Origin of the sequence: Enterococcus sp. NPDC086594, assembly GCF_044746145.1 — a bacterium.
GTDB classification, from domain to species: domain Bacteria; phylum Bacillota; class Bacilli; order Lactobacillales; family Enterococcaceae; genus Enterococcus_D; species Enterococcus_D entomosocium.
On sequence record NZ_JBIVBP010000003.1, the window covers coordinates 151,514 to 164,366 of the forward strand.

A 12,853-nucleotide genomic window follows, 5' to 3' on the forward strand; every position below is an offset into this window, starting at 1 on the left:
CATGGGAGCAAGCAGAATGCGTCTATTTTTTTGTTTTAAAAATGAGAAAAAGGGTCATTGCTTGTGTTTTTGAAGGGGCTGTTTATACTGAATATAGAGAAAAATACAAAGCGAAAAATCGTTGAGGGAGTGTCAACATGTCCAAACTATTGTCACCAGTGAAGCTAGCGAATTTAACATTGGCCAACCGCGTCGTTATGTCGCCGATGTGTATGTATGAAGTAAAAAAAGAAGACGGTGTTGCGGAGCCCTTTCATTTTGTTCACTATGGGGCACGAGCATTAAGCAAAGCCGGATTGATCATTATCGAAGCAACTGCCGTTGAACCAGACGGACGAATCACAAACAATGATCTAGGGTTATGGAATGAAGAACAGCAAACAGAACTGACGAAATTGGTGGAACTGCTGCATGGGTTCGATGCGCAAGTAGGCATCCAACTAAGCCATGCAGGACGAAAAGCAGTTGATGCCACCAATCCTTTGGCACCAAGTGCCGTTGCCTTTAACGAACGCTACCCGTTACCGTCAGAAATGACCCTGGCGGAGATCAAACGGGTGCAAGACAGTTTTGTTCAGGCTGCCCAACGAGCAGCTAATGCGGGTGTCGCGATGATCGAACTTCATGGGGCTCATGGCTACTTGATGGATCAATTTCTTTCGCCATTCGTCAATCAACGCACCGACCAGTATGGTGGTTCCTTAGAGAATCGGTATCGCTTTGTAAAAGAAACGGTACAAGCAGTTCGGGCGGTCTTTTCTGGGGCATTGTGGATGCGCTTGTCACTGACAGACTATGAAGAACCAGGACGCCAAAATTCGTTGGAAGATTGGCAGCAAGTAGCCCAATGGCTTCAAGCAGATGGTATTGATTGTCTTGATTGCTCAACCGGTGGTGTGGTGGATAAAAAGCCTAATATTCCGATCTATGATGGCTACCAAGTGCCCTTTGCTGCAGCCATCAAGCAAGTGGTCGATATTCCCGTAGCAGCAGTCGGTTTATTGGATAATCCTGATCTTTGCGAATATCTTTTGCAAACCAATCAAGTGGATTTGGTTTTACAAGGCCGCGCGTTGATCAGAAATGTCAACTGGTTGGCAGATGCAGCGGCTAAACTTCACGATAAGTCCTTTCAAGCGTACAATGATTCCTATCAACGTGGGGTGAAACGTTGAATCATGTTTTATTACATGAGAGTTGATTCGAAAGAATGTCTTGTAAGTGTAGAGATCGGGAATGGAAGAAAAGTAGAGATTTACTTGCGGTTTTTCTTTCAAGAAAATTTTTAGTATAGGTATTAATCGAAATAAGAGAACAATGGACGATGATTTGTCGTTCCTTGTTCTTTTTTTGACTTTTATAGATCAACTTTATGAACGTATCCCACTTTTTTTCGTTCTTTTGCATTAAATAGCTCATAGTGTTGAACTGTTTAGTTCACGATGGTATAGTTTAGGCAAGTTTTCGAAAACGATTACAAAAAATGGAGGTGTTGAAATTGGATATCGGTCAACTGATTGATGAACGATTCATTTTATTTGATGAGCAAATTCGGACAAAAGAAGAATTGTTTACTCAAGCATCTGTTTTATTCGAGTCCTCAGGAGTTATCAGTAATATAAAGAAGTACAAAAAAGATTTATTTCGTCGCGAGAAACAAACCTCTACTGGGATTGAAGATCATTTTGGTATTCCTCATGCAAAAAGTAAGGCAGTACTAAGGCCCGCAATCGCCTTCGTAAAGTCGAGTCCAATTACTGATTATCAAGCAATTGACGGAACGGCTGTCACCTATTCTTTTGTCATCGCAGTACCTGAAAAGAGTACTGACGATCATTTAATCATCTTAAGCAATCTCGCACGATTGTTGATGCACGAAGGATTTCGAAATGCAGTAAAGAAGGCAAAAGACGCCTCAGATATTATTAATAATATTCAATCAAATCAATCAGAAAAGAGGGAACCTGTATGAAAATTGTCGGTATTTCTGCTTGTCCGACTGGAATTGCGCATACGTATATGGCTGCTGAAAAACTGGAAAAAACGGCAAAATCATTGGGATATACAATCAAAATCGAGACACAAGGAGTAAAAGTCGAAAACATTTTGAGTACAGAAGAAATTCAACAGGCAGAGGTTGTCATTTTAGCGGTTGACAAAGAAGTACAGACCGACCGATTTGCTGGAAAAAAAGTTAAAAGAGTGTCAACCGCAAGAGCAATCAGAGAACCAGAAAAAGTGATCCAAGAGGCAATTGATGGGTTAGAAGTGACCACGATTGCCCAAGGCGAGCATGTTTCAAACGAATCCGGAAAGAAAGCTGGCATTTATAATCATTTCATGAATGGCGTTAATTACATGTTGCCTTTGGTTATTGCTGGTGGAATTTTAATTGCGTTTAGTTTTGCTTTTGGGATCAATGCAGCTGATCCTAGCGATCCATCATACAATCAAATTGCCGAAGTTTTAAGCACGATTGGTGGGAATACGGCTTTTGCATTGATGGTTCCTGCACTTGCAGCAGGAATTGCCACTTCCGTTGCCGGTAGACCGGGCTTTGCCGCTGGTTTGGTTGCGGGAACGATGGCGGCAAGTGGAGGATCTGGTTTTTTAGGTGGGATGGTTGGTGGTTTACTCGCTGGGTATGCTACGGATTATTTAGCGAATAAAGTAACAGTAGCAAAATCATTTGCGGCACTCTATCAGTTGATTATTGTTCCTTTGATCTCAGTTGCTGTGACTGGCTTTGCCATGTTTTATTTCATTGATAAACCAATCTCTTATGTATTGGATGCTTTGACGAATTGGCTTAATGGACTTGGTTCTACGAGTGGTGTGGTATTCGGCTTACTGATAGGCATTATGATGGCAGCTGATATGGGCGGTCCCATCAATAAATCGATTTCAACCTTTAGTATTGGTTTGATGTCGGCAGGAGTTAATGCACCAATTGCGGCTTGTATGGCTGCCGGGATGACACCTCCTCTAGGCATTGCCTTGGCTTCTATCTTGTTTAAGCAAAAATTTACTCAAGAAGAACGAACTTCTGCTCAGTCTTGCTGGGTTTTGGGATTATCTTATATTACTGAAGGTGCGATTCCATTTGCTGTCGCTGACCCATTACGAGTAATACCTAGTTTGATGGCAGGTTCAGCAACCGCTGCTGCAATATCAATGGGTGTCGGCGTAACTTCATTAGCTCCACATGGTGGTATCTGGATCTTACCGATTCCCAATGTATTGAACAATCCGTTGATGTATGTCGTGGCAATCGTTTCTGGAACGGTGGTTACAGCATTGATGTTAGGGTTTTTGAAAAAATCTAGAACTGAAATGGAACGCCAACCAACCGATGAAGGAAAACTGATTTAGAAACTATTTATAAGTTGAAGAGAAACGAATCAAAAGAAAAGAGGAATGTCACAATGTTAATGACAATGAAAGAATTACTTGCTGTAGCAAAAGAACATAAATTTGCTGTTCCAGCATTTAATATTTGCAGTTTTGATATGTTAAAAGCAATCATGGAAGAAGTTGAGGCACAGGATGCACCAGTCATTTTAGAAATTCATCCTGATGAGATCGAATACTTAGGAGATTGTTTCATAGCGACAGTGCGGGAGTACGCATTAAAAAGTAAGGTACCAGTCGTTATTCATTTGGATCACGGGGGATCAATCTACGATGTCATGCGGGCGATCCGTAATGGCTATACCTCGGTGATGATCGATGCATCATTAGCCGATTACGAAGAAAATAAAAAAATCACGAAAGAAGTTGTTGAACTGGCACATATGGTTGGTGTCAGCGTTGAAGCAGAAATTGGTACGATTGGGAACAACGGTTCCGCAGAAGGGGGAGCTGCAGAAATTATTTACACAGATGTCGACCAAGCCGAAGACTTTGTACGTGCTACCGGCATTGACACCCTTGCCATTGCAATTGGAACGGCTCATGGGTTGTATCCAAAAAATATCACCCCTAAGTTGAACATCGATTTGTTGAAAAAGTTGAACGATCGTATTGCTTTACCATTTGTATTGCATGGTGGGTCAGGAAACCCAGATCATGAAGTGCGAGAGTCTGTAAAATATGGCGTATGTAAAGTAAATCTTAGTTCTGATTTGAAATCCGTATTTTTTGATTCAGTCAGAAAAGTATTGACGGAAAACCCTGCTATGTATGAACCAAATCAAGTATATGTACAACCAATAAAAGATGTGAAAGCTGTTGTACGCCATAAGTTGACCCTGCTGAATACGGTTGACAAAGCACGTTTTTATCAGAGATAATAAATGAAATGATTGATTGGTACAGGATTAAATTGGTGGGAATCTCTTTTTTAAAGGAGTTTAATGTATGGGGAAAGCAAAAGATGAGCGTAAGCAGAAAATCATGATGTATTTAAATGAAACGAAATTTGCTTCTCTGGGGGAATTAGTTGAATTCTTACATTATAGTGATGCTACGGTCAAACGCGATCTGATTGAACTGGAAAACGAAGAACAAATCAGACGTACCCGAGGTGGTGCTGTGCTGATCGATTCAGAGAAGGTCGATGCGGCTTATCTGACAAAAGTGGGGAATTATGTCAATGATGAAGAAAAACGCAGAATTGCAGAACGTGCAGTGACGTATATTGAGGACGATATGACCATTTTCGTGGACAGTTCGAGCACAGCTTTGCACCTGATCCCTTACCTGAAAAAAATTCATGGGTTACGAGTGGTAACCAATAGTGTGCTAACTGCCGCACTACTATCGGAACATACTGCTGCTGAGGTGACCATCGTTGGCGGGACGGTAACGAACAAAAAGTTTACCGTTAATTCAGTTACAGCAGTCAACCAGCTCAGAACCTATCATTTTGATCTTGCACTTCTCTCATGTAGAGGATACGATGAAGAAAAAGGAGCCACTGAGAATACTGAAGGGGAAGCAGTATTTAAACAGGTATTGAAAGACTGCACCGAAAAAATTATTCTAATGGTTTTAGAATCAAAGCGGAATAAAGTATATTTTTACAAGAGCCTCTTACCCGAGGATATCGATATTGTCATCTAGAAAAAAGCATCGGGTTTGTCAAAAACGGTCTTATTTAAAAGGCCGTTTTTATTTCCACTGCTAGTATGCTTTACAAACTAGTGGCAAACACGTATACTAGGTACAACACTAGTTTGTATAACAAACTAGATAAAGGGAACCAAAGGAGGGAAATCGTGAAAGAGACGCAATTGCTAAAAGGGGTTTTGGAAGGGTGTGTTTTGCAAGTGATTGCTCAAAAAGAGATTTATGGTTATGAACTGGTACAGGAACTGAAGCAAAGAGACTTTGAAACGATCGTTGGCGGCACGATCTATCCTTTGCTGCAGAAGTTGGAAAAACAAGAACTTATTACCTCTGAGATGAAAAAGTCACCTGAAGGACCTGATCGCAAGTATTTCTCGATCACCCCGAAAGGCATAGACAATTTGGCACAATTTAGAGAACAATGGACGAACCTAATGAAGAAAGTCGAAGGATTATTTAAGGAGTGAGGAAACATGGCAAATAAACAAGAGACGACCTATTGGCGAAAGCAAACCAATCTGATCGAGCAACAATTCAATGAGAAAAATCGCCAATTTTTTGATGATTTGCGAAGCTACCTCTTACTTTCCAGCCTTTTTTACGATGAGCATAAAGTCACAGAGCAGGTATACGCGATTGCAATGGATTTATTAGAAGCACAAACTCATGGGGAAGAGGCGCAACACTATTTTGGCAATGATCCGAAAGGGGTGGCAGATGAACTATTGGCAAACACGCCAAAGAGTAATCTCAAAGAGCGCCTCAAATTGGCGTATCTAGCGGTTGGCATCAGTTGGGGAATCAAATTTATAGCTGATTTTACAAATCAAGGACCACTGGTTCTTAACCTTCTGGATTATCTTCTGACAGGATTGGTAACTGTGTTAGCGATCATCGGGATTTTTGCGATCATCAGCAAAACCATCTATCAAAAGAAGGGCACAAGCAAAGTGATTCGTTTCGGCTCCCTGTGGCTCGTTGTGAGTGGCTGGATTGGTCTTTCACTGCTGATCAATCTGCTGACCCCAAACTGGTGGCTCCTGACGATCGCATTTCCATTTGATGTAGTATTGGTTGGCAGTTTGCTGGTAGCGGCGATCGTTTTTGTTGTATCACTCAAAGAAAAAGCTTTTTATCCGATCGTTTTTCTACTGGGGGTATTTGTGTTGCTTGGTTGCCTGCAAAAAGCCATGGCATTTTATCACATTGGGGCTCCATCGTGGATGACCGGCGGACTTTTGACACTGTTAGTTGTAGGGTTTCTTATTTTTCTCTGGTGGACCCGTCGAGTGATGAAAGAGCAATAAGCAAAGCCAGAAACAAGTGTCTTGCTTGTTTCTGGCTTTTTTTACATAGAAAAAGCATTATCCTGAGGAATCTTTCTGCTTCATGCTACACTAAAAAAGAAACGGAGAGAAATCAAGATGTTGACAACAGATCAGTTCTTTCACGGCCACGACAAGCAGACCGCTTTTTTTGAAGGCTGGTACCATAAACACCAAATCGGTGAAGAAGTCTATGCTTTTATTCCTGGTTTTTCGATTCAAAAAGACGGGACCAAAGAAGTATTCATTCAAGTGATCAATCATGAGGGTGCGCATTACTTTTCCTTTCCAGAAACTGACTTTCAAGTGTCTGAAGAGGAGCGTAAAGTAACGATTGGTGACAATATCTTTAGTGAAGCAGGCATCCAAGTCTCTTTAAAAAATAACGAACTTCAAGTACAAGGGTCAGTAAAGTATAACGACCACAAACCGATTCAGCGGACACGTTATGCGCCGAGTATCATGGGTCCTTTTTCGTATCTGTCATTTATGGAGTGTTATCACGGGGTCTTGAGCATGAGTCATACCTTAGAAGGTACGCTGTACTGGAACGACGAAGCAATCGATTTTACGAACGGGATCGGTTATTTGGAAAAAGATTGGGGAACCTCCTTTCCAGCAGCTTATATTTGGGTTCAGTGCAACAGCTTTGATGCGCCAGATGTTCGGTTCTTTTTCTCCGCAGCCGACATTCCCTTTGCTGGTTTTGCTTTTTTGGGAACGATTTGTGTTCTGCAAGTCGGCAGCCAAGAATATCGTTTTGCTACTTATCATGGTGCAAAGATTCATGATGTCAAACGCACGGAAGACCGTTTAGTGATCCATCTCAAACAAAAACAATGGTCCTTAACGATCGAAGTTTTGACGAAAGAAGGGCATTCTTTGAGGGCACCTTCTATTGGGCAAATGAATCGGATCATTCGCGAAAGTGCCAGTACGGAAATCACCTTGACCCTTTTAGAAAATGGGCAGGAGATCTTAAGGCAGACAGGGATGTCGGCTGGTTTTGAAGAAGTTGCGAATTTGCGAGGATTTCACTATTAAAAAAAGCAGAAAAATTCGTTTCTTTTGATATACTAGTAGATAGTTACTACGAAAACACGTATATTTGGAGGGAAATGGATGAAAAAAATAACGAATGAGACACTGTTTGAACTGAAAACGATTGCGCAGCCTGCAGTGGGGCAAAATCAGGTTTTTTACTTGGAAACGGTAGTCAACCCAGAGACCAACACGTATGATTCAGCGATTTATAGTATTGACGCAAAGACCAAACAACGGCGTGAGTGGGGCACCGAAGCGACGACCCACAACAGTCTAAAGGTCTCGCCAGATGAGCAATGGCTCAGTTTTGTGACGACCGATCCAAAGAAAGGTGAAAGTACGTTATGGACGATGTCGGTGTCCGGCGGCAAGCCCCAAGCACTTGTCACTGAAAAAGGTCTGGGCGACTATTTTTGGAAGCAAGACGCAACGGCTATCTATTACCAGCTGGCACAAGAGGAGACGGTTTCAGAGAATCAAGACGACAAAGAAAAGACGGACAAGCAAAAGGAATTTCCACAAGTAAAAGCTACTACGAAAGTCAATTATTTGGCGGATGGCGTCGGCTTTTTAAAAGAAAAAAAACATTCGATCATCAAAAAAACGATCGCGACACAAGAAACGGAACTGATTTTTGAGCATAAGTATCCCTTTGTGTTCTCTGGCTTAGCGGATGATCAAGAGACTTTGTTTTTCACTTTTGACAAAGAGGAAGAAGACGAGTGGGATTATGGCTCGAAGGTTTGTCTCCTAAATAGTCAGACGAAAAAGACAGAAAGTTTAGAAAACATTCTGCCAGAAGGAACGTATACTTTTGCTGCAGCGCACAATGATCAGCTATTACTATTAGGCAATGATCTTTCCTATGGTTTTGTGACCTTGGATGATTTGTTTTTGGTCGACTTAAAAACAAAAGCGGTCAAAAATCTTTCCCAAGATCTTGACATCGCTTTTGGCAATGCGATCATCAGTGATTTTCAACAAAAAAATCGCGGCGTAGCGATCACCTGGTTGACGGATGACACATTCCTTGTACCAGTAACGGAGCATGGCAAGCTACAATTGTACCGCGCCTCGATCCAAGGAGAATGGACCAAACTGCTTGATGAAAAAATGGATATCCTTGATGCGGCGATCTATTCGGAAGCCAAACTTGCTGTTGCTTATGCGACGCCAACGATCCCTAGTCGCTTAGGCTTGATTGACTTAGCAAGTGGCGAAGTAACTGATCTATACGATCCCAACCAAGCAATTATGTCACAGTTAGCGATCAGTAAACCCGAAGCGTTTTGGTACGAAGGAGCAGATGGTTGGCAAATTCAAGGCTGGTATTTGCCCCCGACCGAAACACAAGAAAGTCATCCAGCAATTTTGTACATCCATGGCGGTCCGCAAGTCTGCTACGGCGAAACATTTTTCCACGAGATGCAAGTCCATGCCGCTAACGGCTATGGGGTCATCTTGTTGAACCCTCGTGGCGGGCAAGGGTACGGTCAGGCGTTTGTCAAATCGATTTTAGGTGATTATGGCAATAAAGATTATCAAGACTTGCTGTTGGGGGTTGATGCCGTGGTGGCAAACCATCCAGAAATCGATACGAACACGATCCATGTAGCTGGTGGCAGCTATGGTGGCTTTATGACCAACTGGATCGTTGGTCATACCGATCGTTTTTGTGCGGCAGTTACGCAACGCTCGATCTCAAATTGGATCAGCTTTTATGGAACGAGCGACATTGGACCTGCCTTTGTCAAATTCCAATTGTTGCGGGAACTTGATGCGATCGAAGGACTTTGGAAGATGTCGCCTTTGGCCTATGCCAGCCAAGTCAAGACACCTACACTAGTCCTCCATGGGGAAAATGATTTGCGATGTCCGCAAGAACAAGGACAGCAGTTTTACATGGCGCTGCAGAGTCAAGGCGTCGATACGAAGCTGATGCTGTTCCCTCAATCCTCTCATGGATTATCACGCAATGGCTTGCCAAACCTGCGGATAGAACGCTTGCAGGCGATCAGTGAATGGCTTGCATCACATGAGAACAAATCAGTAAATTAACCGAAAGAAATCACCTGATAAAGGATCACGACATGGGCTGCTTGAAAAGCCCGACCAGTGATTCCTTAAAGATCAGGTGGTTTTTTTGCGCGATCAAAAGCTACAGGTTCCTGTTACCTTGCCACCAATGACAGCAACGATTGAAAACAAATTCATATGACGTTTTCTTCACGTGTTAAATAACAAAAAGAAGAAATAGTTTTGCTTGCTTCCTATGTTTGAGTGTGATATGATACAAAACGTAATCGTTACACTTTAACCTTTTTTGGTGTGACGCAAGAGAAAGGAGCTGGTTATTATGAGAAACAATATTATTTTGGCATGTGTGGAGACAGGGGAAAGACTTTATTTGACTAATAAGAACCAGCGCAATACGCCGGAACGTTTAGAATTAAAAAAATATTCACCAAAGTTGCGGCGCAGAGCGATTTTTCGTGAAATCAAGAAATAGGAAGGACAATAACTGAATGGCAAAAAAATCAAAAATGGCAAAATACAACAAGCAAGTACAACTGATCGAACAATACCGAGCAGTGCGTCAAGAATTAAAAGCGCAAGGAGATACCCAAGCATTGGCCAAACTACCGAAGGATTCGAATCCGACTCGTTTGAAGAAACGGGATATGATCGATGGTCGTCCTCGGGGCTACATGAATAAATTCGGCATGTCACGGATCAATTTCCGTAAGCATGCACACCTCGGAGAAATTCCCGGCGTTACAAAAGCAAGCTGGTAACAGAAAGGAGTCAACATGGAAAAAACGGACTTGTCTAGTGCGTATCGACGTTTAAAGAGCCCGAACATCAAAACAAGGAAACGCGCATTAAAAATCATTCATGAATTTAAACGAAACAAACGAAAAAATGCATTGCAGCTGCGTGCATAATGAAAAAGTGAAAGAAAGTTGGAAATGACATGGCAGTACCTGCAAGAAAAACATCAAAAGCAAAAAAGAATAAGCGTCGGACCCACCATGGCGTCAAATCCCCAGCGATTTCGTTTGATGGGACAACAGGAACCTTCAAGCGCAGCCACCATGTATCTTTAGCAGAATACAAAGCACAGCACCCAATCGAAAAGAATTAACGCCGTCTTATGACGCCGTCCAGAAAGCAGGGGGAAAATGGAGATCATCTATCCGTCATTGATTGAAGAAGCCTATCGTCACAGTAAAAAATTTCATCCAGAGATCACCAAAGAGGCCATCTATCGCCATTTTTACGAAGCTGGTTTAATCAAAGAAAATGGCGATCCAACGGAAAAAGCCTTGTCAGAAGGGGTCGTTAAAGATTATACTGAGGACTGGGATCTTACCTTTGAAGAATTTTTGATGATCTACCCCGTGTTTCGTTCCTTTGACCCAAAGCATTTCAAGAAGATCGATCATTTTTGGGAAATGGATTTGGCTTTGCAAGAACAAATTCTTGACCAATGGGAACGAGAAACCTTCACAGAGGAAGAGATCATTGATCTGACTGCCTTTTTTGAAGAGCGATTACCTTCCGAAAATGAACAGTGAAAGGCGTACATGTGATGAAAAAGACGATCCAGCCATTTTTAAAACTATTAAAGCCCTATGATTATCTATTGTTTGTTCTATTAGTTGTTGGCTCTTTTTTACCGCTTTTTCTATTTGAAGCGCAAGCCCAAAGTGATACTGGGGATCGTTATGCGATCGTGCGAATCAATGGGGAAGAAGTTGACCGTTTCAACTTGGAAGAAATCGATGCGATGGAAAAAACGTATTATCCAGCAGAAGGTCAGTACAATATCGTCGAGATCAAAGATGGTGCGATCCGAGTGCGTGAAGACAATAGCCCGGACCAAATTGCTGTCAAAACCAGCTGGATCTATCGCAATGGACAGACGAGCATTTGCCTGCCTCATAAGCTAGTGATCGAGATCAAGCAAGCTGGTGCTTCTGACTATTTAATTTATTAATCGAACTTCGTGGTAGTTGGAAACTACACTATTTTGTGTTGGTGGGAAATCGTTGGATTTTCTACTGACACTTTTTTATTGAAAATAGAAAATAAGTGCGTCTAACTGGAGACAATCTGTCGATCAAACTCAGTCTCGTTTGATAAGAAACGAGGAGCATATGAAAAAGATAAGTTTCTGCAAACATCCTTCAAACCAAAGCTATGTCAATAATGCTGTATTGCCAGAAATGGGGAACGGTGAAGGGGAGAAGAAAGGATCGTTCCGTTTGTTCAACAAATTTTCTTCTAAACCTAGAAAAACAGTTCAGCATTACGAAGCATTGGTTGCGTCTAAATCGCTTGTCCAATAAAGAGGAACGAAAACCCTAAAAATCCTTTTTATGAAGGGCTATAAGTTGAAGATTTTTTTTATTTGCGATAGGCTATTAGTAAAGCATTCGGGAGATGAAAACACATGAAATTTAAATTGAATCTAAAAGAAAAAGTAACGGAAGTTGCAGAGCATGTCTATGATGTGGTGAAAAAGGAAGATTATGCGATTCGTGTGGCTCCAAAAGGAATCAAAGTAACGAAACAGCGTAAGACGAAAGACACGATCAAATGGCGTTCAAAGAATCACTAATTGAGGAATAAAAAAGAAACTGCATATTCGCAGCTTCTTTTTTTATTCCTCAATCTCAATCCCCAAGACAGTCAGGTGGCCGTTTGCCACCAGTTTGATGACAAGTTTTGCTAGATGGTCGGGTGTCATCGTTGTTTCTGCCGTTAGCCACCAATGCAAGGTACCAACAAATATCGAGGTCATATAGTCAATGATGAAGTCTAAGGGCACTTCAATGTCTCCTTCGGTGATTCTCAACGTTGAAAAGATCTCTTGGTAACGTTCAGTCAAAATCAGGCCCAACTTTTTACGGATGATCTCAATGGCAGAGGCATCCATGATCGTCAAATAAAAGGAACGATTGTTTTGAATGTGTAAAAAAAGTTCGGTCATGGCCGCTTCGATTTTGCGGATTTTGATGCGATTGCCTTGAACAAAATCTTCAAAATCAAGAATCGCGGTAAATGATTCGACAGCCAAGTCAAATATCTTTTCATACAAGTCTTGTTTGTCTTTGTAATGGGCATAAAAGGTTGCACGGTTGATCATGGCTTCGTCGGCGATATTTTGGACAGTCACTTGCTCGAAGCCTTTTTCTTCCACTAAGCGGATAAAAGCTTCAATAATGTACTTATTGGTTCGTTTGACACGTAAATCCAATTTTTTCATATTGTGAATTTCCTTTCAAAATAAACAACAAAAAACGGGTAATTGTTGTTTATCCCACACCTTCCTTAGAATTGTTTGTTGAATTATCAATTAAAAGAATTACAATGAACATAAGTATTATAACAAACGGCTTGTTAGATAA

At 41.6% G+C, this 12,853-nt stretch carries 17 protein-coding genes; 16 read left to right on the top strand and 1 reads right to left on the bottom strand.

Annotation, left to right across the window (positions count from 1 at the left end):
- Window positions 1-137 precede the first annotated feature (137 nt).
- From ACIPK1_RS06950 to ACIPK1_RS07025, 16 genes are all read left to right on the top strand, one after another.
- Window positions 138-1,175, top strand: coding sequence for an NADH:flavin oxidoreductase/NADH oxidase (locus tag ACIPK1_RS06950; RefSeq protein WP_061053850.1), 1,038 nt, complete (start codon window positions 138-140; stop codon window positions 1,173-1,175).
- A 314-nt stretch (window positions 1,176-1,489) separates the two neighbouring features.
- Entirely contained in the window at window positions 1,490-1,972 is a 483-nt protein-coding gene (locus tag ACIPK1_RS06955; RefSeq protein ID WP_225869358.1) for a PTS sugar transporter subunit IIA, read from the top strand.
- Window positions 1,969-3,372 (top strand): PTS fructose transporter subunit IIC, encoded by a 1,404-nt coding sequence (locus ACIPK1_RS06960; RefSeq protein WP_008377289.1) that lies wholly within the window; start codon window positions 1,969-1,971, stop codon window positions 3,370-3,372. Before ACIPK1_RS06955 ends, ACIPK1_RS06960 begins: the two co-directional genes overlap by 4 nt.
- Before the next feature lie 53 nt (window positions 3,373-3,425).
- On the top strand, window positions 3,426-4,292 hold the full coding sequence (locus tag ACIPK1_RS06965) for a ketose-bisphosphate aldolase (RefSeq protein WP_016613798.1): 867 nt from the start codon (window positions 3,426-3,428) through the stop codon (window positions 4,290-4,292).
- Window positions 4,293-4,359: 67 nt separating this feature from the next.
- A complete protein-coding gene (locus ACIPK1_RS06970) occupies window positions 4,360-5,064 on the top strand; it encodes a DeoR/GlpR family DNA-binding transcription regulator (RefSeq protein WP_008377293.1) in 705 nt (234 codons plus the stop codon).
- Window positions 5,065-5,219: 155 nt separating this feature from the next.
- Entirely contained in the window at window positions 5,220-5,537 is a 318-nt protein-coding gene (locus tag ACIPK1_RS06975) for a PadR family transcriptional regulator (RefSeq protein ID WP_400450357.1), read from the top strand.
- A 6-nt stretch (window positions 5,538-5,543) separates the two neighbouring features.
- On the top strand, window positions 5,544-6,377 hold the full coding sequence (locus tag ACIPK1_RS06980) for a hypothetical protein (RefSeq protein ID WP_086299186.1): 834 nt from the start codon (window positions 5,544-5,546) through the stop codon (window positions 6,375-6,377).
- A gap of 117 nt (window positions 6,378-6,494) precedes the next feature.
- On the top strand, window positions 6,495-7,439 hold the full coding sequence (locus ACIPK1_RS06985; RefSeq protein WP_400450359.1) for a tocopherol cyclase family protein: 945 nt from the start codon (window positions 6,495-6,497) through the stop codon (window positions 7,437-7,439).
- 78 nt (window positions 7,440-7,517) lie between these two features.
- Entirely contained in the window at window positions 7,518-9,497 is a 1,980-nt protein-coding gene (locus tag ACIPK1_RS06990) for a prolyl oligopeptidase family serine peptidase (protein WP_400450360.1), read from the top strand.
- A 298-nt stretch (window positions 9,498-9,795) separates the two neighbouring features.
- A complete protein-coding gene (rpmG, locus tag ACIPK1_RS06995) occupies window positions 9,796-9,948 on the top strand; it encodes a 50S ribosomal protein L33 (protein WP_005225339.1) in 153 nt (50 codons plus the stop codon).
- A 16-nt stretch (window positions 9,949-9,964) separates the two neighbouring features.
- A complete protein-coding gene (rpsN, locus tag ACIPK1_RS07000; protein ID WP_005237326.1) occupies window positions 9,965-10,234 on the top strand; it encodes a 30S ribosomal protein S14 in 270 nt (89 codons plus the stop codon).
- Between the two features lie 15 nt (window positions 10,235-10,249).
- On the top strand, window positions 10,250-10,384 hold the full coding sequence (locus ACIPK1_RS07005) for a putative metal homeostasis protein (RefSeq protein ID WP_005237325.1): 135 nt from the start codon (window positions 10,250-10,252) through the stop codon (window positions 10,382-10,384).
- Between the two features lie 29 nt (window positions 10,385-10,413).
- Entirely contained in the window at window positions 10,414-10,584 is a 171-nt protein-coding gene (gene rpmF / locus ACIPK1_RS07010) for a 50S ribosomal protein L32 (RefSeq protein ID WP_005237324.1), read from the top strand.
- Window positions 10,585-10,621: 37 nt separating this feature from the next.
- A complete protein-coding gene (locus ACIPK1_RS07015; RefSeq protein ID WP_008377307.1) occupies window positions 10,622-11,017 on the top strand; it encodes a hypothetical protein in 396 nt (131 codons plus the stop codon).
- Between the two features lie 14 nt (window positions 11,018-11,031).
- Window positions 11,032-11,439, top strand: coding sequence for a NusG domain II-containing protein (locus ACIPK1_RS07020; protein ID WP_005237322.1), 408 nt, complete (start codon window positions 11,032-11,034; stop codon window positions 11,437-11,439).
- A gap of 456 nt (window positions 11,440-11,895) precedes the next feature.
- Window positions 11,896-12,063, top strand: a complete 168-nt coding sequence (locus ACIPK1_RS07025) for a hypothetical protein (protein WP_005237320.1) — start codon at window positions 11,896-11,898, stop codon at window positions 12,061-12,063.
- A gap of 42 nt (window positions 12,064-12,105) precedes the next feature.
- On the opposite strand, the gene ACIPK1_RS07030 is transcribed toward ACIPK1_RS07025, so the two are convergent.
- Window positions 12,106-12,711 carry a TetR/AcrR family transcriptional regulator gene (locus tag ACIPK1_RS07030; RefSeq protein WP_005237309.1) on the bottom strand — a complete coding sequence of 202 codons (606 nt, stop codon included), beginning with the start codon at window positions 12,709-12,711 and terminating at the stop codon, window positions 12,106-12,108.
- Window positions 12,712-12,853 lie beyond the last annotated feature (142 nt).